This is a genomic window from Porphyromonas loveana (assembly GCF_003096695.1).
Lineage (GTDB): Bacteria > Bacteroidota > Bacteroidia > Bacteroidales > Porphyromonadaceae > Porphyromonas > Porphyromonas loveana.
On the sequence record NZ_QEKY01000009.1, the window covers coordinates 1 to 25,881 of the forward strand.

The 25,881-nt window shown below is 48.7% G+C and carries 19 protein-coding genes and 1 pseudogene; 13 read left to right on the forward strand and 7 right to left on the reverse strand.

Going from position 1 to position 25,881, the window contains the following annotated elements; genetic code table 11:
* Positions 1 to 341 precede the first annotated feature (341 nt).
* Positions 342 to 2,333 carry a glucosamine-6-phosphate deaminase gene (locus C7382_RS06200; protein ID WP_116679432.1) on the forward strand — a complete coding sequence of 664 codons (1,992 nt, stop codon included), beginning with the start codon at positions 342 to 344 and terminating at the stop codon, positions 2,331 to 2,333.
* 128 nt (positions 2,334 to 2,461) lie between these two features.
* On the opposite strand, the gene C7382_RS06205 is transcribed toward C7382_RS06200, so the two are convergent.
* Positions 2,462 to 2,944 carry a ferritin gene (locus C7382_RS06205; protein ID WP_116679433.1) on the reverse strand — a complete coding sequence of 161 codons (483 nt, stop codon included), beginning with the start codon at positions 2,942 to 2,944 and terminating at the stop codon, positions 2,462 to 2,464.
* A 499-nt stretch (positions 2,945 to 3,443) separates the two neighbouring features.
* Between C7382_RS06205 and C7382_RS06210 the strand changes: the two genes are divergently transcribed.
* The 5 genes from C7382_RS06210 (at position 3,444) to C7382_RS06230 (ending at position 11,265) form a co-directional block, all read left to right on the forward strand.
* Positions 3,444 to 3,764: a helix-turn-helix domain-containing protein gene (locus C7382_RS06210; RefSeq protein WP_041590594.1), complete on the forward strand. Its 321-nt coding sequence runs from the start codon at positions 3,444 to 3,446 to the stop codon at positions 3,762 to 3,764.
* A 3-nt stretch (positions 3,765 to 3,767) separates the two neighbouring features.
* Positions 3,768 to 5,036 carry a type II toxin-antitoxin system HipA family toxin gene (locus C7382_RS06215; RefSeq protein WP_116679434.1) on the forward strand — a complete coding sequence of 423 codons (1,269 nt, stop codon included), beginning with the start codon at positions 3,768 to 3,770 and terminating at the stop codon, positions 5,034 to 5,036.
* Positions 5,037 to 5,109: 73 nt separating this feature from the next.
* Positions 5,110 to 5,334 carry a helix-turn-helix transcriptional regulator gene (locus C7382_RS06220; protein WP_116679435.1) on the forward strand — a complete coding sequence of 75 codons (225 nt, stop codon included), beginning with the start codon at positions 5,110 to 5,112 and terminating at the stop codon, positions 5,332 to 5,334.
* Positions 5,335 to 5,354: 20 nt separating this feature from the next.
* Positions 5,355 to 10,304 (forward strand): DEAD/DEAH box helicase, encoded by a 4,950-nt coding sequence (locus C7382_RS06225; RefSeq protein ID WP_116679436.1) that lies wholly within the window; start codon positions 5,355 to 5,357, stop codon positions 10,302 to 10,304.
* Positions 10,305 to 10,350: 46 nt separating this feature from the next.
* Positions 10,351 to 11,265 (forward strand): hypothetical protein, encoded by a 915-nt coding sequence (locus tag C7382_RS06230; protein ID WP_116679437.1) that lies wholly within the window; start codon positions 10,351 to 10,353, stop codon positions 11,263 to 11,265.
* A gap of 420 nt (positions 11,266 to 11,685) precedes the next feature.
* Here the strand turns inward: C7382_RS06230 and C7382_RS06240 are convergent, their stop codons facing one another.
* The 3 genes from C7382_RS06240 to C7382_RS06250 all read right to left on the reverse strand — a co-directional run bounded on the left by C7382_RS06240 (position 11,686) and on the right by C7382_RS06250 (position 13,080).
* Positions 11,686 to 11,871: a hypothetical protein gene (locus C7382_RS06240; RefSeq protein ID WP_116679439.1), complete on the reverse strand. Its 186-nt coding sequence runs from the start codon at positions 11,869 to 11,871 to the stop codon at positions 11,686 to 11,688.
* A 319-nt stretch (positions 11,872 to 12,190) separates the two neighbouring features.
* Positions 12,191 to 12,493 (reverse strand): hypothetical protein, encoded by a 303-nt coding sequence (locus C7382_RS06245; RefSeq protein ID WP_243405668.1) that lies wholly within the window; start codon positions 12,491 to 12,493, stop codon positions 12,191 to 12,193.
* Between the two features lie 212 nt (positions 12,494 to 12,705).
* Positions 12,706 to 13,080: a winged helix-turn-helix transcriptional regulator gene (locus tag C7382_RS06250; protein WP_116679507.1), complete on the reverse strand. Its 375-nt coding sequence runs from the start codon at positions 13,078 to 13,080 to the stop codon at positions 12,706 to 12,708.
* 234 nt (positions 13,081 to 13,314) lie between these two features.
* On the opposite strand from C7382_RS06250, the gene C7382_RS06255 reads away from it, so the two are divergent.
* Positions 13,315 to 13,764, forward strand: coding sequence for a cupin domain-containing protein (locus tag C7382_RS06255; RefSeq protein WP_116679440.1), 450 nt, complete (start codon positions 13,315 to 13,317; stop codon positions 13,762 to 13,764).
* A gap of 37 nt (positions 13,765 to 13,801) precedes the next feature.
* Positions 13,802 to 14,638, forward strand: a complete 837-nt coding sequence (locus tag C7382_RS06260; RefSeq protein WP_116679441.1) for a hypothetical protein — start codon at positions 13,802 to 13,804, stop codon at positions 14,636 to 14,638.
* 160 nt (positions 14,639 to 14,798) lie between these two features.
* Here C7382_RS06260 and mnmE read toward each other — a convergent pair whose 3' ends face one another.
* From mnmE to C7382_RS06275, 3 genes and pseudogenes are all read right to left on the reverse strand, one after another.
* Positions 14,799 to 16,220 (reverse strand): tRNA uridine-5-carboxymethylaminomethyl(34) synthesis GTPase MnmE, encoded by a 1,422-nt coding sequence (gene mnmE / locus C7382_RS06265; protein ID WP_116679442.1) that lies wholly within the window; start codon positions 16,218 to 16,220, stop codon positions 14,799 to 14,801.
* A gap of 588 nt (positions 16,221 to 16,808) precedes the next feature.
* Positions 16,809 to 17,078 (reverse strand): annotated as a pseudogene (locus tag C7382_RS06270) (TaqI-like C-terminal specificity domain-containing protein); the annotation flags it as partial.
* On the reverse strand, positions 17,078 to 17,689 hold the full coding sequence (locus tag C7382_RS06275) for a master DNA invertase Mpi family serine-type recombinase (RefSeq protein WP_116679508.1): 612 nt from the start codon (positions 17,687 to 17,689) through the stop codon (positions 17,078 to 17,080). The gene C7382_RS06275 and the pseudogene C7382_RS06270, both read right to left, overlap by 1 nt.
* Before the next feature lie 379 nt (positions 17,690 to 18,068).
* On the opposite strand from C7382_RS06275, the gene C7382_RS06280 reads away from it, so the two are divergent.
* The 5 genes from C7382_RS06280 (at position 18,069) to C7382_RS06300 (ending at position 25,584) form a co-directional block, all read left to right on the forward strand.
* A complete protein-coding gene (locus tag C7382_RS06280; protein ID WP_116679443.1) occupies positions 18,069 to 20,555 on the forward strand; it encodes a DNA translocase FtsK in 2,487 nt (828 codons plus the stop codon).
* A gap of 18 nt (positions 20,556 to 20,573) precedes the next feature.
* Entirely contained in the window at positions 20,574 to 21,215 is a 642-nt protein-coding gene (locus C7382_RS06285; protein ID WP_116679444.1) for a LolA-like putative outer membrane lipoprotein chaperone, read from the forward strand.
* 67 nt (positions 21,216 to 21,282) lie between these two features.
* Complete coding sequence (locus C7382_RS06290) at positions 21,283 to 21,708, forward strand: hypothetical protein (protein ID WP_243405669.1); 426 nt, start codon at positions 21,283 to 21,285, stop codon at positions 21,706 to 21,708.
* Positions 21,709 to 22,178: 470 nt separating this feature from the next.
* Positions 22,179 to 24,239 carry an acetate--CoA ligase family protein gene (locus C7382_RS06295; RefSeq protein ID WP_116679445.1) on the forward strand — a complete coding sequence of 687 codons (2,061 nt, stop codon included), beginning with the start codon at positions 22,179 to 22,181 and terminating at the stop codon, positions 24,237 to 24,239.
* A 34-nt stretch (positions 24,240 to 24,273) separates the two neighbouring features.
* On the forward strand, positions 24,274 to 25,584 hold the full coding sequence (locus C7382_RS06300; RefSeq protein WP_116679446.1) for a pyridoxal phosphate-dependent aminotransferase: 1,311 nt from the start codon (positions 24,274 to 24,276) through the stop codon (positions 25,582 to 25,584).
* The last annotated feature ends 297 nt before the right edge of the window (positions 25,585 to 25,881 follow it).

The window sequence follows — 25,881 nt, forward strand, 5'->3', positions numbered from 1 at the left end:
TTTTAATCATAAAATCTGCAAGTTTTCTGCTATGAAGATAAGAAAACTTGCAGATTTAGCAAAGATATTCGCAAACTAATTTGCTGAATATCAGAAATTAAAACGAATTTTAAGGGACGACTAATTAGTCTCCCCCACTGTCTCATGGGGAACAATCATCCTCGCTAACAAGACAAATCTCCCCGAAAGAAGATCTCAACAACTGGTTTAGGACAAAGGCTGCAGGCACACACTAATTATTTTTTGGTGTTCCTGCGGTCTTTCTTTTTGTAGTTCCTACCATTTCGTTATTCCTTTGTTTACCTTTGTAGAAGTATGCATCTGTAATAACGACTACAAATATGAGATTGGATTTGAGTTCGTCGATTTCTCTTTCGGAAATCCCCAAACAGTATTACCGTCCCCAAAATACATACGAGGAGACCCTGCTCCGTCGGTTCGAGAACATCCCGACCAATATCTACCGCACCAACGAAGAAGCGGCCGAAGTACTCGCTGATGAAATAGCCAAGGAGATCCGCGACTTCCAAGAGAAGCGTAAATATTATACGCTGGCTCTCTCAGGTGGGGTCTCTCCCGTCATCGTCTATGAGATGCTGATCCGCAAACATCGCGAAGAGGGACTCAGCTTCCGCAATGTCATTGTATTCGCCGTATTCGAGTACTATCCTCCCGTAAGTGAGAACCTCGGATGTATGGCCAAATTGCGTCAGGACTTTCTTGACCACATCGACATCCTCCCCGAGAACATCATCGCTCCCGATGTCTATGCCTCACAAGAAGATCTGGTGCAAGCCTGCCACGACTACGAGGCCAAGATAGACAACCTCGGCGGCATCCGGCACATGCTGCTCGGCATAGGTTCGGGCGGCAGTATAGCCTTCAACAGCCCGGGTACCCACCCCAATACATACACCCGCCTTGTCGTTCTGGGCCACACGGAGCATAACGATGCACTGACGATTTTCAGTTCGCATGACACCATCCCTCCCTCAGCCATCAGCATGGGGATAGCTACGATACAGAAGGCGCATAAAGTGACGCTCCTCGCATGGGGCGAGAGCAAAGCCGATGCCATAGCCAAAGCCATCGAAGGAAAGATAAGCGACGCTTCTCCGGCTTCGTACTTACAGCTCCACCGCAATGCCACCATTCTGTTGGATCTCTCGGCTTCGTCCCTCCTGACCCGCATCCACCACCCGTGGTTGGTGACCAATTGTATCTGGAACAAGCAACTGATCCGCCGTGCCGTGGTCAATCTATGCCAAATAACCGGCAAACCCATCCTCAAGCTGACCAATAAGGACTATACGGAGAATGGCTTGGGCGAACTGCTCGCCCGTTACGGTTCAGCCTATGAAGTGAATATCAAGCTCTTCAACGACATACAACACACCATTACGGGCTGGCCCGGTGGCAAGCCCAATGCCGATGACAGCAGCCGTCCCGAACGCGCACTCCCCTATCCCAAGCGTGTCGTTATCTTCAGCCCCCACCCCGACGACGATGTGATTTCCATGGGAGGTACCTTCAGCAAATTGGTCAGACAGGGACACGATGTCCATGTGGCCTATCAGACTTCGGGCAACATTGCCGTGGGAGACGAAGAAGTCATCCGCTACGTATCCTATTTGCGCAACGTATGCCGCCAATACGGCATGGAGGACAGCCCCATCCTACAGAAAGCCGAGGAGGTGCGCGACTTTCTCATGCACAAGAAAGTAGAGGGGGAGCCTGAGCAGGAAGATGTACGCTTCATGAAGGGAACGATCAGACGGGAAGAAGCACGCACGGCATGCCGCCACATTGGTTTGGCCGAGGACCACATCCACTTCCTCGATCTTCCTTTCTACGAAACCGGATTGATCAAGAAGAATCCCCTATCCGAGGCGGATGCAGAGATCGTCCTCGCACTCCTCAGAGAGATCCGCCCGCATCAGGTATTCGTTGCCGGCGATTTGGCCGATCCACACGGCACACACCGCGTTTGCCTCAATGCCATCCTCGCAGCCATAGACGAGATCAAGGAAGAGCCGTGGTTCCGAGATGATTGTCGCGTATGGATGTATCGTGGTGCATGGGCGGAATGGGAGATGGACTATATAGAGATGGCTGTGCCGATGAGTCCGGACGAACTCCGCTTCAAGCGCAACAGCATCCTCAAGCACCAATCTCAGATGGAGTCTGCCCCCTTCCTCGGCGACGACGAACGACTCTTCTGGCAGCGAGCCGAAGACCGCAATAGGCAGACGGCCTCGCTCTATGAGAAACTGGGATTGGCATCCTACGAGGCTATTGAGGCATTCGTACAGTACAAGCCCATCAGCGAATAACGACAGGGGGTGTCAGAAAGGGCGAACCGTTACATAGCATCCATCCCTTTCCCCAAAAACCAAAAGCGGCTGTGTCAAAGTTTTGACACAGCCGCTCTTATTTTACGGCAATTCCTTTGCCGGAATGCTTATCGCTTGGCGAGCTGATGATCGATGAAGATCAGGTTCTGCTCTCCGGACATGCGGATCATCTCCACAATCTCAGAAGCAGTAGCTTCTTCTTCTACCTGCTCACGGATATACTTCCAGAAGAAATCCTGCGAAGCCATGTCCTTTGCTGTGGCAGCGACTTTCACTACGTTTTCAATCATTTCAGAGACCTTACATTCATGGTCATATACCTGCTGGAATACTTCCAGAGCCGAAGCAAATTTCTGAGGGACAGCATCGATAGCACCGATCTTTACTTCACCGCCACGCTTGAGAAGGTAATCCATCATATCATAGGCATGCTCCATCTCTTCCATACTTTGCTTCTTGAGCCAGTTGGCAAAACCATTATACCCTGCATGTGCAAAGTGCACAGACATAGACAGATAGAGATTGGAAGACCACATTTCGGCATTGATTTGCTCGTTGATCGCTTTTACTACAGTTTCTTTCAGTTTCATTGTTTATCGTTTATTAAGTCGGGCTTTCAATCCCGATGGTTGCTTTCTCTTATACCAAAAACAAGGTATGCATGCTTTTGTTCATTCGGCTGCATTTGTTGTCTCAGAATGAAGTCGGCGGCAGAGAAACAATATAATCGATGCAGCATCTTTACCTCTCTATCGCTAAGGCAATTAAGCATTTAATTGGTACAAGGAGCCTCTAGACAAATGAAAATACAGTTTTATCTTGCTCTTCCTTAGAGGTTTATGAGCTTGTACCGCAAAGCTTAGCTCTCAGTCTGTCAATCTTATTTCTGATGGTATTGTCTATAAATCAACTGATTACAATACCTCCCATTTGTTTGTAGCACGCTTGCTCACTACAAAAGTACCCATTTCGGAGCATACAGCAGCAATGCTGTGTAAGAAAAACACTCTGTATCCTTATTTTTATTGCAACAATCGTAATAGTGAGATTAAAGGTGTATATTTGCATATTATATGATGTATTGAAGATATGGCAAAGAATACAATGGGGACTAAGTTGCCTCGAAAGCTTGAGCAGAAGATGCAGATTGTGGGAGAACAAATCAAGTTAGCCCGCCTGCGTCGTAATCTTAGCGTGGCACAGATTGCCGAGCGTGCCACTTGCTCCCCTTTGACCGTCTCTCGTATTGAGAAGGGGTCTCCTACTGTATCTATTGGGATCTACCTGCGGGTACTCTATGCCTTGCAACTCGAAGATGATATCCTTCTCATCGCCAAAGACGATGAACTGGGACGTCGCCTGCAGGACCTCTCGCTCATCAATCGCCGTCGTGCCTCTAAGAAGGAGTAAACTATGCAGAAATTACTGGTATATGCTGACTTTGATTGGCTGAAAGAGCCAACGCTTGTAGGGGAGTTGAGCTATGAGTCTCTACGTGGCGCAGACAGTTACGGCTTTCGCTTCGACGATGAATGGCTACGTACGCAGGGAGGATTATTTTTGAGTGCAGACCTGAATAACTATTCGGGCGTGCAATACACGAGAGGAGATAATGATATTTTCGGATGCTTTTCGGACGCTTTACCCGATAGATGGGGGCGCACATTACTTAATCGCAGAGAGCAGATTTTAGCACAAGAGGAGAAGCGTCCGCTTCGTCGTCTTACTTCCTTTGATTACCTCTTGGGTATTGATGATTATTCCCGAATGGGAGGTTTCCGTTTCAAAGAAAGTGTAGATGCTGACTTCATAAATAGTTCTCCGACATTGAGGATTCCACCCTTGGCTGATATTCGTGTATTGGAAGCAGCAAGCAAAGAGTTAGAGCTCAGTGAGGAGCGAAACGAACTTCCCGATAAGAGATGGATTGCACAGCTGATTCAACCGGGAACTTCACTGGGAGGAGCACGCCCCAAGGCTAGTGTGAGGGATACCGATGACTCTTTGTGCATTGCAAAGTTCCCCTCTCGTAAGGATGATTATGATGCCGAGTTGTGGGAACATCTCTGCCACTTGCTGGCCAAAAAGGCTGGGATTACTGTGGCTGATACAAGAGTACTGCAAACCTCAGAGGCTTATCACACCCTAATCTCCAAACGCTTTGATAGAACAGAACAAGGGAAACGCATCCACTTCGCCTCGGCTATGACGCTCCTTGGATTGCACGATGGAGATAATGCCATGAATGGTTACGGCTACTTGGATATTGTAGATTTTATCATTCGTCACTGTACAGATGTAGAGGGTAATCTCAGAGAATTATATCGTCGTGTTGCGTTCAATATCTGTATAGGCAATAGTGATGATCATTTCAGAAATCACGGCTTCTTACTTACGCCCAAAGGCTGGACACTATCCCCTGCTTACGATATAAATCCAACACTAAATAAGCATCAGAGCCTATTGGTTAGTGCTACTTCTAACGAGGCAGACCTATCACTCCTTAGAGATGCCTCAGAGGAATATATGCTGAGCAGAGAAACTGCCGATACTATTATTGGGGGAGTGTGTGCAGCCCTGAAAGATTGGTCATCCTTGGCTACTCGACTAGGAATAACCAAGCGAGAAATAGCCATCTTCGCAGATCGTTGGCAACTTTCGGCACGCCTTAATCCCCAATAATAGCCCCGAAAAGGGATATTACAGCTCGAGAATCACTATATTTGCTACTGATAAGGTATAAGTTGGTTTTGAAATGGAAGCAAGGACAATCATAGCGAAATATGTCAAAGAGATGCGTAAGAAGAATAAACTGACGCAAGTAGACCTCTCTGAGAAAGCAGGCGTAGGGCTACGCTTCGTGAGAGAGTTGGAGCAGGGCAAGACTACACTTCGCCTTGATAAGGTCAATAAAGTCTTCGAACTCTTTGGTTCGGAGTGTGGTCCTGTGCCGATGAAACGAGAAGGAGATGAATTATGAAACTTCCAATAAGACAATCGATGAATACGATAAAAGATATTCTCTCTCACTTCAGAGACAAGTCCTTTACTGAAAAGAATAAGGGGACACAATTTGAGCGTTTGATGCGTGCTTGGCTACGTACCGATGCTCGTTACGCTAACCTTTTTGAAACAGTCTGGCTGTGGGAGGAATTTCCCTCTCGTTCCGACTTTGGCGGCAAGGACACAGGTATTGACCTCGTCGCTAAAACGCACGTAGGCGATTACTGGGCTATCCAGTGCAAGTGCTATGCTGAGGATGCTGTCATCGATAAGCCTTCGGTGGACTCTTTTTTGGCAACCTCAAGTAGAACATTTGCCAATGAGGTAACATTTGCTCAAACTTCGTTTGCACACCGTCTATGGATTGCTACGACTAACCATTGGGGTGCAAATGCCGAAGAGGCAATCCAAAATCAGAACCCACCCGTCTCTCGTGTCAATCTCTACGACCTTGACCACTCTTCGGTAGATTGGAGCAAGCTCTTCCAAGGATTGGAGGGGAAAGAAGCTCTGTCAGAGAAGAAACAGCTGCGAGAGCATCAGCGTGAAGCCCTGAGAACGGCACACGAACATTTTGCGAGCAACGACCGAGGCAAGCTCGTGATGGCTTGCGGTACGGGTAAGACCTTTACTTCGCTTAAACTCATTGAACAGGAACTCTCGGGTAAGGGGCTTGTGCTTTTCCTTGTGCCTAGCATTGCTCTGCTCGGTCAATCGCTAAATGATTGGATGGGCGATGCTGAGCATCCTATTAAGGCTGTATGTATCTGTTCCGATGGTCGTGCCTCACGTAAAATCAAACGAGGTAATAATAACGACGATCTGGAGAATTCTGTCGTGGACTTGGCTTTGCCTGCTTCGACAAATACCAAGTATATTGTGCGGCAGCTCCAAGCATGCCAGAAGCATGAGGGGCTGACGGTCGTATTCTCCACTTATCAGAGTATCGATGTCATTGCCGAGGCTCAAGAGGCTATTCTGAAGGAGACGAAGGGGGCGTTTGGTGTATTCGACTTCATTGTTTGTGACGAAGCTCACCGCACCACAGGCGTGAAACTCTCTTCTAAGGACGAAAGCAACTTCACCAAAGTCCACAACAACGACTTCATTCAAGGGCACAAGCGTCTATATATGACAGCTACACCTCGCCTCTATGGAGAGAGTGCCAAGATTAAAGCGAGCAAGAACGATTGCATTCTCTGCTCGATGGACAATGAAGACATCTACGGTAAAGAATTCTATCGTGTGAACTTCTCCTATGCAGTACAGAACGGTATTTTGACGGATTACAAGGTGCTGGTCTTAACCGTATCGGAGGATATGATACCTGCCGAGCTGATGGAGCAGGTGAAGGATACCGATGCTAAAGAGCTAAACTATGATGATACAGGTCGCCTGATTGGTGTCATCAATGGGCTCTCAAAGAAGATACTTGGCGACAAGGGTGTTACTTGGGAATCTGACCCACGCCTCATGCGTCGAGCCCTTGCCTTTACGCATAAGATTGGACACGCAGATGAGCCAGGTACATCTCGCAACATTGAGCATGTCTTACCTCGCATCTCCGAAATTTATAACGAAAGCTTGCCTGAAGACGAGCGTACAGACGTAGTCCACATCACCGCTCGCCACGTTGACGGCGGCATGGGAGCTACAGAGCGTAATGCAGCCTTGGCGTGGCTCGCAGAGGAGGCTACCGACCCTCAAGAGTGCCGTGTCGTAACGAATGTGCGCTGTCTCTCCGAGGGGGTCGATGTGCCAGCTCTCGATGCTGTACTCTTCCTCTCGGCTCGTAACTCGCAGGTCGATGTGGTGCAGAGCGTAGGGCGTGTGATGCGTTCTTTCCGTCGTGGTCAGGTCGATGAGAAGAAATATGGTTATATCATTATCCCCGTTATCGTTCCTGAGGGGACAAGTCCTGAAGATGCTCTCAATGACAACACTTCGTTCTCTGTCGTATGGGATATATTGAATGCTCTGCGTTCGCACGATGACCATTTCAATGCCCACGTCAATACGATTGCCCTCAATAAAGATAAAGGAAGCAAGGTAACGGTTGGCTTGCCTGGTTTGGGCCAAACAGGTCTTGGGCAAAGCTCGCTCGCTGGCGACAGCAACGACACTCAAGACGCACAGCAACTATCTCATCAGGAGATTGCCAAGCAACTTGAACTACAATTTGGCTCTACACAATCGGGTATTTATGCCAAGCTCGTAGAAAAGTGTGGAGACCGCCTCTATTGGGAAAACTGGGCTGCCGAGGTGGGCGAGATTACCAAGAAATACATTGCCCGCATCTCTCGCCTTGTGGAAAGCGAAGGGGGTAAATATAGAAAGGAGTTTGAAGAGTTTGTCAAAACGCTACAGCACAATCTAAATCCAGGTATCCATGCAGAGCAATGTATTGAAATGCTTGCTCAGCACCTTATTACTCGTCCTGTATTTGAGGCTCTCTTCTCAGATTATCAGTTTGTCAGCAACAACTCTATTTCTGCTTCTATGCAGATGATGATAGAACTACTTGAGAGCGAAGCTGTGGACAAAGACCTCACGGCTTTGGAAGCATTCTATGAATCGGTGCGAGCTAATGTGGGCAAGATTGATAATCTTGAGGGTAAGCAAACTGTCATCAAGAACCTCTATGAGAAGTTCTTCAAACGAGCCTTCCCCCTCACTGTAGAGAAGCTCGGTACGGTTTATACACCTCTGGAGTGTGTAGACTTCATTCTGCACTCGGTAGACGATGTCCTCAAAAAAGAGTTTGGCTCGGCTCTGACGAATGAGCATGTGCATATCCTCGACCCCTTCACAGGAACGGGTACCTTTATCACACGCCTTTTGCAATCGGGACTTATCCGTCCCGAGGATATGGTACGCAAATACACGCAGGAGATACACACTAATGAGATTGTGCTTTTGGCATACTATATTGCCGATGTCAATATCGAGAGCGTTTTCCAAGAGCAGTGCCCACAAGAGAATTATCTCCCTTTCAATGGGCTATGCCTCACAGATACCTTCCAGATTGGAGAGAACCAAGACGGAGAACTCTTTGAGAACTTCTTCAAAGAGAACTCTGAGGCGGTCGAAGCACAACGTAAGATGCCTATCCGTGTGATTATTGGCAACCCGCCTTATTCAATAGGTCAGAAGTCCGCCAATGACAACGCTCAAAATCAGAGCTATCCTATTCTTGATGCTCGTATTGCAGAAACTTATGTAGCTGGGTCTACAGCTGGACTCTCTAAAGGCATCTATGACAGCTATATCAAGGCTTTTCGATGGGCAACAGACCGCCTCTCGGAAAAGGAAGGCAGCGTGATAGCCTTTATCTCTAATGGGGCATGGATTGATGGTAACAGTCACGATGGTTTTCGTGCCTCACTACAAAAGGAGTTTGATAAGATTTATGTCTATAATCTGCGAGGAAATCAACGCACAAGTGGCGAACTCTCAAAGAGAGAGGGTGGGAAAATCTTTGGTAGTGGCAGCCGTACACCTATTGCGATAACCATACTTATTCGCAAGCCTAAGGAGGAACGCTTCAGCGAGTGCGAAATCTATTATCACGACATTGGGGACTACCTCTCTCGTGAAGATAAGCTCCGTATCATCAAGCAGGCGAGGTCTTATCAAGCTCTGGAGTGGCAACGCCTCACACCCAACGACAAGAATGATTGGATCAACCAACGTGATGGTTTGTTTGATACGCTCATACCGCTTGCTCCTGAAAAGAAGTTTGATGCTAAGGCTCAGAGTGTGTTCTCTACTTATGCAATAGGGGTTGCAACGAATAGAGATGCATGGGTATCGGGCTATTCCAAAGAACAAGTATCTGAAAATATGCAGGCTATGATTGAGTTCTATAATCAACAGATAGGAAAAAATGCTTACTCTGAAGATGAGACAAGAATTAGCTGGACAAGGGCACTCAAAAAAGATTTGAGTAAAGCAATGAAGCATACGTTTGATACCGCAGCATTCGTGGAAACTCTTTATCGTCCATTCTGTAAACAGCAACTCTACTATCATCGTCCTTTCATCGAAAGTCCGGGACTTTGGAACTCACTGTTCCCTAATAAAGAGGTGAAGAACCTTGTAATTGGTGTTAGTGGTGTAGGACAGCAAAAACCTTTTTCTGCCATAATAACAGATACAATATCAGACTTACAGGTAGTCGATAAAGGTCAGTATTTCCCACTCTATTGGTATGAAGAGAATAAAGCGATGCAAGTGCAGAATCTCTTTGGGGAAGAGAACACAGACCGATGGATACAACGAGATGGCGTAACGGACTGGATGCTCAACGAGGTTCGTAGCCGCTTTTTGGGTGCAAAGAACCTGACGAAGGAAGACATTTTCTATTACGTCTATGGTCTACTACACAGCCCCGACTATCGCACACGCTTTGCCGACGACCTCCGAAAGGCATTGCCACGCATTCCCATAGTGGAGCGAGTGGAAGATTTTATGGCATTCAGCAAAGCAGGGCGAGCCTTGGCAGACTTGCATCTTAACTATGAAGAGGATAGAGTTGATATACAATATTATCTCTATGAAAAAAAGATAATGGAAACTTCATGCACTGTGCAGGGGGAACCAGTGATTGGTAGCCCTGAGCATTACGAGGTTAACAAGATGAGGTTTATGCAAGAAAATCTACACGAGCATGCAAAGCAAAATATAATCTATAATAATTATATTACAATCTTCAATATTCCTATTGAGGCCTATGACTATGTGGTCAACGGCAAGAGTGCTATTGAGTGGATTATGGAGCGCTATGCCGTAACTATAGATAAGAAGAGTGGTATCAAGAATGATCCCAATCTTTGGTCTCGTGAGCAGGGCAAGCCTCGCTATATCCTCGACCTCCTGCTCTCCATCATCCGCGTGAGCCTCGAGACGCAGCGTATCGTAGCCACCTTGCCTAAATTGACATTCTAATAGAGCAATAAGTAATGTAAAATCACGTTATTAATACAGCCAGTAAATGAATAAAAAACCAGTCACATTAAGAGCGTTTAGAATAAACCAGATAAGTGAACTCTCTACAGAAGATAGCTCACTGATATCTCTATTACAGCAGGTCTTCATTCCAGATTCGATTGTTCAAGACAGAAGGATGAGATTGAATGAGGTTGAAGACGAAGAAGATGTTCTACCTTTCTTTAGATGGAACACAGAACAAAGCTTTGTATTTGGGATGGTTATGAGGGTGCTTAAAAATGACATAACACAAGGGATTCCAAGTGACTTATACGACAGAGAATCTTTTTCTATTTCAGACATTGATGGGACAGAGGGAATGGATACTTGTAAGAGCTTTTATTATATGGCTCTTAATGAGAGTTTTCTTGTTACAAATCTCCCTAGAAATCTGAATGTAAACAGAGTGGAAACATATATTAACTACCTTGTTCGAGAGCAACGAAGAGGGATTTATAACTTTGTCCCAGTTATGACAGTTCCTGAGGGGTTTCCATTGTCTCAAATCAAGAGAATTATAGTCGGAGAGAACATTTCATTAAACGCCTCTACAGAAAACATTGGAAGTACTATAAAGACATTATCTAGAGAGGCTATTGCTCACCTATTAGGTGAAAATCCCAATATTACTGAGTTGACTGAAAATGACATCATACAAGCTGACTTGGTGCTGAAGTTCCGAAAGAAACCCTCAGAAATGACCAAGGAAGAGTATGAGCGACTACTTGGCCAGATGACACGCCCTTTATCAGATGATAGGGGAATTTCTATTGTAACTAAGCAAAACAGAAAGATTTCAGGTGCAGAAATTCGCCGAGAAAAGAGGGTGGAAGTGGACACAACTGAAACAGGTCGATTTAATGAAGTCAACTTGATGCAAGAAATGGAGCTCTTCATCACTGAATTAATGAGAGAATGATACGTACCATAGCATATAGAATAATACTATCTTTACTTGTTGGAGTATTTATCGCTTTTGCTATTAATACCCCACGAGAGAGTATTTCGGATACACTGTTCACTGTACTCGGAATAGTATATTCTATTGTTATGAGTTTGCTTATTACATTCTCTACTACTAATATCAAGAATACTCAATATAGAAAGAAGATTAAAGTCTTGATTAGAGAGAAGATAAGATTTACAACTGTAGACTTTTTCTTGCCAGTATTATTTTACACATTAAGTTGTTTAGATAGTCTATCGCTATATAGGATTAAGCCAATTCACTTTTTTATAGGTTCTATCGTAATTTCCTTAAGTAGTCTGATAAGGGTATTCTTTTACATCAGAAAACTTAATGACGATATTGAGGAGAAAATATTTGAAGAGCAAAGAACTAATCCTTAATAAGATGACATAGCTCAGGGTCTGCCTTAATCCGCTCAATCTCTGTATCCACAAGACTGAGTACCTCTTGCTTGACACGTTTATAGTTGGCTTCGATAGTCTCGCTGAGATTATCGGAGCCATCTTTGTTTGTGAACTCCGAGATGATGGGAATCTCCTTGCTTTTTGTCTTCATAATCACGAGGGAACCGAAAGAAGTTTGGGAAGACTAAAAGAACAGCGTTTTTGTTTGACTGTACTATGAAGATGGGACTATCTCACCCATGAGAGTAGCTGGAAGTAGCTCATCAATGCTGATGAAACTTTTGAGTCACATCTTCAGCATACGCAAATTGTAAAGCTTTAGGGTAGTTGAGTCGCAGTTCTCCTGTTTGGAGCATTGCTCAATAGAGAGCTGGCGAACTATTATCTCTTCTGATAAATGATTAATTATCGGAAACTTGTGATTTAGAAGAGATGTGGGGCAAGTCTTTGCATAGACTTACCCCACGTCATTACTTCATCATTAAGTTTTGGAGGATGGCTTCTTGCTCTTCGTTTATACGTTGTTGCTGAAGCTGTAGTTCTGCTTGGCGTTGGATGGCGAGTTCGTAGTTTGTGATGCGAGAGCGAAGCCTGCGGATGCTGTCGTTCGAGTCTTCGGAAGAGAAGAGGCTGTCAAGCTCGGTAATCTTCGGTTCGCTTTGTCCTAGTTCCATACGGATAGCTCGGTAGCGTAGGGCATAGCTTTCTAAGTTTTGATTGACTCCGTATAGGTGTGATGCCCAGCCGATGACGCAGGCAAAGACAGCGATCATTATCCCCCATACAAGCCTAACGAACAGAAAGGGCAAAAGAAAAGGCACTCATTATGAGTGCCTTTGTAATATTTGGTGATGCTTCGTTATCGTTGATAATCAGCGATTACTTGCCGTATGCGGATATCCGGATATCCGGTATTCGGAGCATATACGAAAAATAAACACCTGATTAAATCTCAGGATTGATGGAAAGAAATTCTATACATTTATTATCTTCTATTTGCTTCTTTTCTGTCTTTTATAATTGCTCCAGCATTCTCCAGTGCCCAGCCGATTAGGGAATTGATGTGCGGTAACAGCGATTTCGCTCTCTCAGTCAGCGAATATTCCACGCGTGGCGGTACTTCGGGGTAGATGGTGCGTGTTACATAACCGTCTTCTTCGAGGGTGCGTAGCGTCACGGTCAACATTTTTTGCGATATATCCGGAATCTGGCGCTGCAATTCTTTGAAGCGGACCGGTTCTTTTTCAGACTTGTCGAGCGTATAAATAACTAATAATGACCATTTGTCACTAATCCGTGCCATGATATTCCGTATGGGGCAATCGGGAAACACGGCATCCTCTATTGTTGTTCTATTCATAATACAGTGTATGTCAATTCGCTCTACAAAGGTAATCAAATATCCTTTAATCACCAAAAGAAAAAATTATTCAAAAAATTTTCGAATACAACTACCTCAATATCAGCAAAGGTTACTTTGAGGTAACTAATTGACTTTTAAGTGCCTACTTGTGTGTCGGAAAATAATGTTGCACATTTGCAGCATAAAAGATACTAAGACGCTTTAGTTTACCAACAATTAAAAGGAAACAATATGAAACAGATTGAACAGATTGCGGAAGCAACGAATTTCAAGGCCATCAACATGGGCAGAATGAGTGATTTGAACGAGTATGTACTGGAACTTGGTCCCGAAGTGAAAATTCCGGGAAAGGTTTTTGGAGGAGCGGCTCTCGGCGCCACCGGCGGCGAGTTCTCCAGGCAGGTGTTCCAGCCTGGTACGGAGACAGGTTTCCTGCATACGCACAAGGTGCATGAAGAACTTTACTTCTTCCTTGGCGGAAAAGGCGAGTTTCAAGTGGATGGCCAGGTGTTTCCCGTAGAAGAAGGCAGCGTGGTGCGTGTGGCTCCCAATGGGAAACGAAGCGTGCGCAACAACGGAACTGAACCGCTCGTGATGCTCTGCGTGCAATATCGAGGTAACACTTTTACGGAAGAAGATACGACTGACGGGGTGATTCTAAACGAACCGGTGAAGTGGTAAACAGTATTTTAATAAAATCATAAAAGGAGCAGACATTATGAAAAAGACAATATCAGTTATCGCATTGAGCTTTTTGGCTCTCGGTGCTTCGGCACAACAGAAAGGACGTTTTGAAACGCACGAGTTTGACAACTTCAAACTGCACGTATATTACACTAACGATGCGCTGGGTGATGCCAGCTACATCGTAGAGGGCAAGAATGCTATCGTCACGATGGAACAACCGCTATTCAAGGACAATGTGGCGGAGTTCGATACTTATCTCACCAAACTGAACATGCCCGTCGAGCAGCGCATAGCCAACTATCACGTGGGCAGCACGGCACACCATGATGTTGTCATGCCTGAAGGAATGCCAGCATTTACTAAAGGTGAAATCTACAGTGGCATGATGCAGGGATTCGCGCAAGCGTTTGGTGATGCCCTGACCGCCATGCCTACGGGCAAGGTTTCGGAAGTGGCCTTTGGCAAGACTATGACATGGGCAGGCGTACCATTCGAGTTCCGCCACGGAGCTACGACCGACTTTCCTGGTGCAAGCATCCTGATTGGTAAGAAGGTGTATTACACCCACTGGACACCTGCCAAAGCACACATCAGCCACTTGCAAGTGTCCTCGCCAGCCGCCATCGATGCGGAGATTGCCGAGAGTGAGAAGGCTTTGCATTCAGGAGCCACACTTTTCATCGGAGGCCACGGCGGTGCAACGAAAGCGGATGCCGTACAATTCAAAATCGACTATCTGAAGACGATGAAAAAACTGCTGGCAGAGAATAAAACTCCGGAAGCATTCATCGAAGCGATGAAAAAGGCTTATCCGAACCTGTCTGGAGAGGATGGATTGGGAGAACTGGCAAAAGCATTATATAAATAATCAAGACCGATATGTTCCGTTTCCTGCCAAGAAGCGGAACATATCGGTAAAAAACTTATCGTATGGAGAAAAAGAGAAAATATAAATTATCATAAAATCATTGATTTTTCGCATCTTACGGATTTATATTTTCTCTTTTTATGCTTTTCTTTTCTTTAGGTCACTTGCCGATGCAGAAGTGGGCAAAGATATTGTGGAGGATAATGTCGGAGGTGATTTCGCTGCCGGTGATCTCGCCTATGAGGGTGATCGCGTGTCGAAGATCTAAACTTAGGAGGTCGCCGGAGAGTCCGTCACGCAATCCGCTGCGTACACGGTCTAATACTTCGGCAGCATCCTGCATCAGTTGATAATGGCGGGCATTGCTCACGACGATGTCCCCTTCGTGCCTGTCCGATAGATGGGCCGCTATACTAACGGCTTGCTTCAGCTCCTCAATGCCGTGCCCGAAACGTGCCGAGATGGCATGAAAAGGCAGAGCGGAGAGTTCGGGCGGAAGAGATATGCGGAAGGCTTTAATTCGTTTCTCCGACACTTCGTCCGATTTATTGGCTATCAGGATCACACGTTTGTCCTGTATAGGGGTGCGCATTCTCTCCACAAGAGCGGGATCGATCGCGGGCGATGCTTCGCCGCTCAGGTCTGCAAGCCATAGCACCACGGTCGCCTCTTCGAGCTTGCGGTAGCTGCGCTCTATGCCCATATTCTCTATTTCGTCCTCGGTCATACGGATGCCTGCCGTATCAATGAAGCGGAAGAGGACGCCATCTATATTGATCGTATCTTCGATAACGTCGCGCGTAGTTCCGTGGATCGAGCTGACGATGGCTTTGTCCTCGCCGAGCAGACGATTGAGCAAGGTACTCTTACCCACATTCGTTGCTCCCACGATGGCCACAGGGATACCTTTCTTCAGCGCATTGCCGAGGCGGAAACTATCCATCAGCACCGTCAGACGGGCAGAAATATCATCAGCCAACTGTAACAGACTACTCCTATCGGCAAACTCAACATCTTCCTCGCTAAAATCCAATTCGAGCTCAATCAGCGAAACAAACTGTATCAACCGATCGCGCAGCGTATTAAACTCCGCACTATAGCCGCCACGCAACTGACTCAGTGCCAAGCGATGTTGGGCAGCACTTTCCGACGCAATGAGATCGGCCACGGCTTCGGCCTGACTCAAGTCCATCTTACCATTGAGATAAGCCCTACGTGTAAACTCCCCGGGGGTAGCCATGCGACAACCCGCTGATAGGCAGGCCTGCAGCACTCGTTGCTGTATATAGAGCGAACCGTGACATGAAATCTCCACCGTGTCCTCGCCCGTATAGGAATGTGGAGCGCGGTATTTCACTACGACCACCTCGTCAATTAGCTCTCCGTCGCACTGTAAACGTCCGTATATTGCCTGACGTACAGGCAATTCGCCGAGCGTGTGCTGTCCGAACGGCACGAACAAAGCAGCCACAATCGCAAAGGCTTGGCTACCAGATACACGGATAACGGCTATACCTCCCACCCCGGGGGCAGTGGCAGTAGCACAAATAGTATCTTGCTGAAAGAGCGTAGGATCAAACATATTGATAGCGAGCTTAGAATTTCACCGGACCACAAAGATAGATGCACGGGCTACAAAAGCCAAACGACAGGATGATTGTATGCTTGCTCGGGAACGACACGAGCAGAATGGGTCTGCTTGATTAAATACCCGTTATTTATCGACAAAGAGTCAAAAAATGGTTTTTCGGGGCTTTGTCGAGAGTTTTTTGGTCGAAAAATGGTTTTTTGGAGTCTTGTCGAGAGTTTTTTGGTTGAAAAATGATTTTTTGAAGTCTTGTCGAGAGTTTTTTGGGAAAAAAATGATTTTTCAGCTCTTTGTCGATGCTTGACGACCGAAAAAACGGTTTTTGAGCTCTTTGCTCAGAAACGATGATCCAACGAAAGCTAAAGGAAGACTTTGTACAGCGTCGAAAGCTTCCCGAAACCTAATCGGATTCTTTGCCACTGATTGACACCCTGCCAACGACTGATCGGGCTTATTTACACGAGCGACACCCCACCACAACCGATTTGCCCCCCCCATCAACGCCACACGAGCTCACAGAAAAAGCTGTGACAGAGATGGAATCATAGTAGGGATAAAAGAAATCATAGAGTGGCGGTAAGCCAAAGGTCGTATAAGTTCAGCCGTTTTCTTGCGTTCTTCTTCCGTCTGGCAGTTAGCAAGGATTTCTTCTCGTTTCTCGGTAGAGATTATAAACGCCTCGTTAAAACCAGTCTTGATACCATAGTTTATTTGGATATCCCAATCTTTAAGCGGTGTGCCAACTGTTTCTATTTTACGTTTAATACTCTGTTCTATGGGTGACAGGATAACCCAGCTATCCGAATGAGAGAAGTCGCAGATAGAGTTCTGTTGCTGCACAAAATCGCTCATTAGGTTACTGCCAATTCTTTAAGTTCAATGAATCGTGCAAGAGTATTCCTATCCACCTTACATATTTTCGCAATTTTACGCTGGGATGTCTTATTCTTCAGCAACTCGGTAATAAGAATCTCCTTCCCTGATAGCTTATACTTGTTGGGGGAACTCTTACGCCCCTTTGGACGCCCTAAGCGCACACCCTCTGCTTTTTTACGTGCGAGGGACTCTTTTGTGCGTTGGCTGATAAGGTTGCGCTCAATCTCAGCCGATAGTCCGAAGGCAAAGGCTAATACCTTGCTCTGAATATCATCCCCAAGGCGATAGTTGTCTTTGATAGTCCACACTCGGCATTCCTTCGTCATGCAGAGATTGAGTATCTCCATAATCATGAAAAGGTTGCGTCCTAAGCGCGAAAGCTCGGAACAGATGATAAGGTCGCCCTTCTCTACTCGTCTCAACAGCTTTCCAAGAGCTCGCTTATTATATGCCTTTGTGCCGCTGATCGTCTCTTCTATCCAGCCATCAATGACCAAATGCTCACGTTGGCAGAACTGCTCAATCTCAAAACGTTGATTCTCGACCGTTTGCTTATCACTACTCACTCTGATGTAACCGTACGTCATCTTATTATCTGAATTGGTTAGGATCCAAGTATATACAATCAACTTCAAACAAAGGCTTTGTACATCTTCCTCTTTCTCGTTTCAGGCATATAAAAAAGGGTATAAATCGCATGGGTTGCTGATTTACACCCTTTTGCGTTAGTGTTGCTCTTATGGGTGGAATGGGCACATGCCTCTCACCGCAGATCTCTTCTGCAAAAAAACAATAGTAATGCTTACCTTTGTCCGTATTCATCCAAAAACCAATAAGACGGGGTGTGTCAAAATGAAGATTTTGGCGTAGCCTCAGAGATTGTGTTAGAAAGGGACGAAAAGCAATGCAGCAATCCGCCCTTTATGACACAGCCTCCCGACAATTAGGATTCATAGACACAGACAGATGGCAACGAAACCAACCAGAGCGCGCAAAGGCTCGAAACGCAATACATCCGCTACCGGCACCAAGAAAGAAGGCAACATCTTCAAACGTATATTCATCACCCCGATACGAGAAACTTTCAGTCGCGACAAGATCGGCTTCGTCATCGGCGCCATTCTTTTGGCGTTGGCACTATACACGGGCATAGCCATCGGTTCGTTTTTCATACACGGAGGCGTGGATCAAAGCGTAGTACGCGATGCTCCTGTGAGCGACATCCTCCTCGGGCGGGCAATCGTAGCCAACGCCTGCGGCATACGCGGTGCCGTATGGGCCGAGTGGCTGATGAACGGCCTCTTCGGCTTCGGCTCGCTCTTCCTCCTATTCTATCTCTTCTCCCTGGCGCTCAAGCTGATGGGCGTAGTGAAGCGCGTGTCGATCGTGCGCCGACTCATCTTCTGTGGCGTGATGACGTTTTGGACCAGTCTTGCTGCGGCATTCGTCTATAAGCTCTCGGGACTCGAAGGCTTCCTCCGCTGGGGAGGTATGCACGGACAGGAGTGGACGGCTTTTCTGGAACGTAATATCGGTATGGCAGGTCTGATCATCGTCCTTCTTGTCATGGCCGTGATTATTGCCGTCATCGTACGCTCCGAATGTATGGGCTTCTTCCGCCGCCTGCTCGGTCTCAGTTGGGTATCGGTGCCCAAGCTACCCAAGCGGGAAAAGAAAGAGCGAAATGAAAATGCCGAAGCCGCAGCAGAGAACGATAAGGAACCGGCAGAAGAGCAATTCACCGGCTATCTGAACAATACCGAATACGAGGACGAACCCGCAGAGGAGACCCCCAACGAAAGTGCCGACTACCTCCCGCCCTATGAGGCAGAGAAGCCGACGGAGCAAAGCCCCGCCAAGGGCGCCGAACTGCAAGTGGGTCCGATGACCGTGGAGCTTGCCAAGGAAGAAGAAAAGGCGGACGATGCTCTCCTGGCAGGCAATAGGACGGACCCCAGAATGGATCTGGCATCCTTCAAATTTCCGCCCGTGGATCTACTCACGCAGTACGACCTGCGCCAGCCACCCATCGACATGAACGAGATCGACGAGAACCAGAAGCGCATCATCGCCACGCTGGACAGCTTCAAGATACACGTTACGCCCATCAAGGCCACCGTAGGCCCCACGGTCACGCTCTATGAGGTGGCTCCCGACTCGGGCATCAAGATCAGTCGCATCCGCAATCTGGAAGACGACATAGCCATGAGTCTCAAAGCCGTGGGCGGCATCCGTATCATCGCCCCCATGCCCGGGAAAGGCACCATCGGCATCGAGGTGCCCAATCGTAAGCCGCAGACCGTGAGCATGTACTCGGTGCTCACATCCAAGAAGTACCAAGAGTCGGATATGGAGCTGCCCGTAGCGCTCGGCAAGACCATCACCAACGAGGTCTTCATATTCGACCTCTGCAAGATGCCTCACCTCCTTATCGCCGGAGCCACGGGACAGGGCAAGTCGGTAGGGCTCAACGCCATGATCACCTCCCTACTCTACAAGAAGCATCCGGCCGAACTCAAGTTTGTGCTCGTGGATCCCAAGATGCTGGAGTTTGCAGTGTATGAGACCATCGAGCGCCACTATCTCGCCAAGCTGCCCGACGAGGACAGAGCCATCGTCACGGACATGACCAAGGTGGTGCCCACGCTCAATTCGCTCTGCATCGAGATGGACAATCGCTATCGCCTCCTCACCGATGCCCGCGTGCGCAACATCAAGGAATACAACGACCAGATCATCAGCGGCAAGCTCAGCCCTATGCAGGGACATAAGTTCCTGCCCTATATCGTGCTGATAGTCGATGAGTTTGCCGACCTGATCATGACTTCCGGCAAAGAAGTGGAACGCCCCATCACACGCATCGCCCAGAAGGCTCGTGCCGCCGGCATCCACATGGTCATCGCCACGCAACGTCCCTCAACGGACATCATCACCGGTATCATCAAGGCCAACTTCCCCGCCCGTATCGCCTTCAAGGTATTCTCCATGATCGACTCCCGCACCATTCTGGATCAGCCCGGAGCCAATCAGCTCGTCGGCCGTGGCGATATGCTCTTCTATCAGGGCAAGGACATCGTGCGTCTGCAATGTGCCTTCCTCGACACACCGGAGTGCGAAGCCATCACACACCACATCGCGCTGCAAGAGGGCTACACCTCTGCGTATGAGCTGCCGGAGTACATACCTGAAGGAGACGAAGGTGGCCCCAAGACCTTCAACCCGCAAGAGAAAGACCCTCTATTTGAAGAAGTGGCACGCATGGTAGTAAACTCTCAGCAAGGCTCCACCTCTAACATTCAGAGGAAGTTCAACATCGGCTACAACCGTGCCGGACGATTGATGGACCAGCTCGAAGCTGCGGGCATCGTATCGCCTCAGGACGGCAGCAAGCCGCGCCAAGTACTCATCCACGACGAGATGAACTTGGAGCATTTGTTCAATACCCTCCGCTAATCACCTACAACTACGCAGATGACAACTTCGCAACTTATCCGGAGCTTGGGTCTCTTATGCCTGCTCCTCCTCTCATCCACAGCCTGGGCACAACGCTCGGCACAGGCCGAATTGAAGGCTGCCGCGCAGCATCTCTCCCATGCCGACGGGACGCAGATCGCTTTCAATGCCGAGACCTTCGGCAGTGGTCGTTCCGGCTCTGCCCCGCTCTCTGCAGGCACGCTCATCGTCAAAGGGAATCAGTTCAGACTCTCCTTCGGACAGATGACAGCTGTCTATGACGGGAAGAAGACCCTCTCATACTACGACGCATCGGAGCACACGCTCAACATCTCGCATCCCACGAGTGCAGAGCTGGCGATGATCAATCCGCTCATCATCCTCACCCAGGCAGAGAGCGGCTACCGCACCGAAATGCTCCCTGCCGCCAAGGGCAGCAACATCATAGGGCTCACCCCCAAGACCTCGAACGGCATCAAGCGCATCGAGCTGCAGGTGAGCGCCCAAGGCTCTCGCCCCATCGGTGCTGTCATCATCTTGCAAGACGGCTCCCGCATCGTCACGCGCATCACCGGCATCAGCGCTGCCAAGACGTCGCCCGCACTCTTCCGCCTCAATAAGGCAGACTATCCGGGCGTGGAGGTCGTAGATCTCCGATAAAGTCGGTCGATAATAAAAGTATTCCCGTCCGCGTTAGGATAAGGAATACCGAAACAAAAACAGCAACATGATGAACAGAAGCATGAAACCCCTCGCCCTACTCTTCCTGAGCGTCCTCACCCTGCTCGTGAGTACGGCAGCTACCCCCACGAAGGGCCTCGAAGGCTCCCGATGGAGAAGGTATATCCCACCCGCAGAGATGAATCTGACGGCTGCCAACGTAGGCCCCGACTTCAAGGTTTATATGGATTTGACCTTCGAGAAAGACAACAAAGGAACCCTCACCGTTCGCATCGAAGGCATGGGTTCCGAACCCGCCGAATCCAAGGAAAGCTTCAGCTACGAACACAAGAGCGAGAACGAACTCATCATCATCACCAAACGTGAAGGAGGTGGCGAAGACCGTGAGCAGGCCACGATCAACAGGGCTGCCGAGACCCTCCGCATCAAATCCGAGGGTAAAGAGCTCGTTTTCAACCTGACCAAGGATTAGCTCTCCCCTTCTTTTCCCGAATACATTCGGCGCAGCACGCTGGGTTTCTACAACGACAAGAGGTGTAGAGACGTTGCGTGCCGCGCTTTTGTACAGATACGAGTCGTCCATAATCGGCCCTCTTATTGGAGGTTGTGTCATAAAGAGCGTACTGCAGCGTTGCTTTCGAGATTCGGCTTCAGTCATATACTCGAGTAACTCCCGTACCCTCACTCTCAGCGCCTTGCATTTCACCCTTTCTAACACAACCTCTGAGACAGCATCAAGATTTTCATTTTGACACACCCTCCTCTTATCATCAAGGGGCTGATTACAGGTGAGTTTTATGCACTATTTATTTCGTTGTGTGGGAAAAAGGGTGTAATATTGTAAGCCCGCAAACAGAATGGGGACGAACGGACAACTACATAGGGTCCGCCAGCGCCTCGACCAGGGCATAGACCTGTTCACAACACAAAGCATATAGCATAATGATTACACCTCAACTAATCGAACCACGCACCATCGCTGTGATCGGTGCGTCCCAAGACGTGACAAAACCCGGCGGTAAGGTATTACACAACATCCTTGCCGGTTCATTCGGCGGCCGCGTAGTCGGCGTTAACCCCAAAGTATCCAGCGTACAAGGCGTAGAATGCGTACCCGATGTGAAGGATCTACCACAAGTGGATCTGGCCATTTTGGCTATCCCTGCACGCTTCTGCCCGCCCACAATAGAAGTTTTGGTCAAGGAAAAGGGCACCAAAGGTATCATCGTATTCTCGGCCGGCTTCTCTGAGATGGGAGCTGAAGGCAAGGCGCTCGAAAAACAAATGGCTGACTTGGCCAATGAAGCAGGAGCCACGCTCATCGGCCCCAACTGTATCGGGGTAATGACACCCTACCACCAGTCCGTATTCACCACACCCGTACCCGTACTGACGCATAAGGGCTGTGACTTCATTTCCGGATCGGGAGCCACAGCTGTCTTCATCATGGAGTCGGCCCTGAGCAAGGGATTGTCATTCTCTTCTGTTTACTCTGTAGGTAATGCCGCACAAACCGGTGTGGAGGATGTGCTGGAACACTTGGATGTCACCTTTGACCCTGCCATGTCTTCGCATACGCTACTTCTCTATATAGAGAGCATTTCCAAGCCGGCACGCTTCCTCAAACATGCCCGCTCACTCGTACAGAAAGGTTGTCGCATCGCAGCGATCAAGTCGGGCACCTCTTCCGATGGTGGTCGTGCAGCAGCTTCGCACACCGGAGCCATGCTCAATAGCAACGTAGCCGTGGATGCCCTCTTCCGCAAAGCCGGTGTTGTGCGCTGCTACAGCCGCGAAGAGCTGGCCACAGTCGGTGCCGTGCTCCAGCATCCCGTACTCACGGGCAAGAATATGGCTGTGATCACCCACGCCGGCGGCCCTGCTGTTATGCTCACGGATGCCCTCTCCAATGGCGGTATGTCGGTACCGCCCATCCCCGAAGACAAGACTCGCACGCTCTTGTCCGAGCTGTTCGACGGCTCATCCGTTGCCAATCCGATCGACATCCTCGCCACGGGTACAGCCGAGCAGCTCTCCAAGGTGATCGACACCTGCGAGAAAGACCTCGATATGATCGACGGTATGGTCGTGATCTTCGGTAGTCCGGGACTCTTCGACGTAAGCGATGCCTACGACGTGATTCGCGAGCAGCAGAAGAAGTGCAAGAAACCGATTTATGCCGTCCTGCCTTCTGTCATCAATGCCAAGGCAGGCATGGAGAGCTTCATCGCCCAAGGCGGTATCCTCTTCGAGGAAGAAGTGGCACTAGCACAAGCCATCTGCAAGGTATATCAGACTCCGGAGCCTGCGGCCATCGAAGAAATGGCTCTGCCTCAGGCAGCTGAGATCCGCAACCTGATCAACGGCAAAAGCGGTATGTTGGGCACAGCCGATATGCTCCGTCTCCTTGACCTCACGGGCATCACTCGTCCGCAAGAGCGTCTGGTGACCACAGAATCCGATGCACTGGAAGCAGCCAAGAGCATCGGCTATCCCATAGCCATGAAGGTGGTAGGGTTGGCACATAAGTCCGATGCCGGCGGTGTTATCCTCAACGTTCAGACGGATGCCGCCGTACAAGAGAGCTTCGCCCAACTCATGCGCATACCGGGTGCCGAAGGTGTACAGGTGTCTCAGATGGAGAGTGGCGTGGAAGTCCTGATCGGTGTGAAGAAAGAGGGCGAATTCGGCCACCTCATTACCTGTGGTCTCGGTGGTATCTTCGTAGAAGTGATGAAGGACATACAGTGCACACTGGCTCCGCTCAGCCGCGAAGAAGCGCTGAAGATGATCCATTCGCTCAAGTCCTACCCCATCATCCGCGGTATCCGCGGCAAGCAGGGCATCAATGACGAGGTCATCGTGGACACGCTCTGCAAGGTATCGGGCCTGCTGGCAGCCGCTCCCGAAATCGAAGAGATGGACATCAATCCGCTCATGGGACGAGGCGACAGACTCTCGGCCGTGGACGTAGTCATCCGCCTAAGCGACGAACAGAAGTAACACATAGGAAACAGCAATAAAAACATAGTCAGAAATGAATTTTCCAATCGACGAAAAACTCATTCGTGAAAAGCAGGACGAGCTGCACATCAAAGATCTCGGCATGGCTTCCATCCGCGACTTGGTAGCCTTAGTAACCAATCTGGAAAAGGCCACCGGCACCCAATTCTGCCGCATGGAGATGGGCGTACCGGGACTACCTGCCCCTGAGATCGGGATAGAAACGGAAATACAGAAGCTGCGCGAGGGTGTGGCGTCCATCTACCCCAATCTCGACGGACTGCCCGAGCTCAAACAAGAGGCATCACGCTTCGCCAAGCTCTTTATGGACATTGACATACCGGCACGTGCCTGTGTGCCTACGGTAGGTTCCATGCAGGGATGCTTTGTTTCTTTCCTCGTGGCTAATCGTACGTATAAGACCCGCGAGTACGGCACCCTCTTCATTGACCCGGGCTTCAACCTCAACAAGCTGCAGTGCCGCATCCTCGGACAGAAGTTCGAGACTTTCGACCTCTTCGAATATCGCGGGGAGAAGCTGCGGGAGAAGCTGGAGAGCTATCTGCAGACGGGTCAGTTCTGCTCTATTATCTACTCCAATCCGAACAACCCCACTTGGCAGTGTATGACGGACGAGGAGCTGCGCATCATCGGCGAACTGGCCACCAAGCACGATGTTATCGTCATCGAGGACTTGGCCTACTTCGGCATGGACTTCCGCAAGGACTATTCTCGTCCGGGCGAACCGCTCTATCAACCATCTGTGGCACATTATACGGACAATTATATATTGGCCCTTTCCAGCTCCAAGGCGTTCAGCTATGCCGGTCAGCGCATCGGTGTGCTCATGATCTCCGGCAAGCTGTTCGAGCGTGAGTATCCCGACTTGGAAGAGTCGTTCGGCCGTCTGCGTTTCGGCGAAGCGCTATCCTCTTCGGCTCTCTATGCCCTCTCGTCCGGTGCCACGCACTCGGCACAATGGGGTATGGCCGCCATGCTCAAGGCTTGTAACGATGGCGAATACAACTTCCGTGACTCCGTTATCGAATACGGTCGCAAGGCGAAGATCATGAAGAAGATGTTCCTCGACAACGGCTTCAACATCGTTTACGACAAGGACGGAGACGAGCAGCTCGCTGACGGATTCTACTTCACCGTAGGCTATAAGGGCATGGATAGTAGCGAACTCATCCGCAAGTTTGTGCGCTACGGTATGTGTGCCATTACGCTCAAGACGACAGGCAGCAAGCGCAACGAAGCCCTCCGCATCTGCACCTCGCTCCTGCCCGAAAGCCAGTTCCCCGAATTAGAGAAGCGACTCCGGATGCTCCACGCCGAAGGCTAAAATAAGGCTGCATCATAAAGGGCGAATGCAGTGTTGCTTTCGAGATTCGAGTTCGGTCATATACGACAGTATACTCCCTCACCCTTCCACTCAGCGCCTTGCTTTTCACTCTTTCTAACACAACCTGAAGCCGAGGCAAAATCGAAGGTTTGACACACCTCCTTTTTTAGCCCTTCTAAAAAGCCTCACGCCCAATCCTTCGATGGAGGATTGGGCGTGAGGCTTTTTATAGATGCGAAGAGAATCGGATGGAGATTATGGCGTGGAGGGTTTTTATAACTTTGTGAGCGAGAAAAG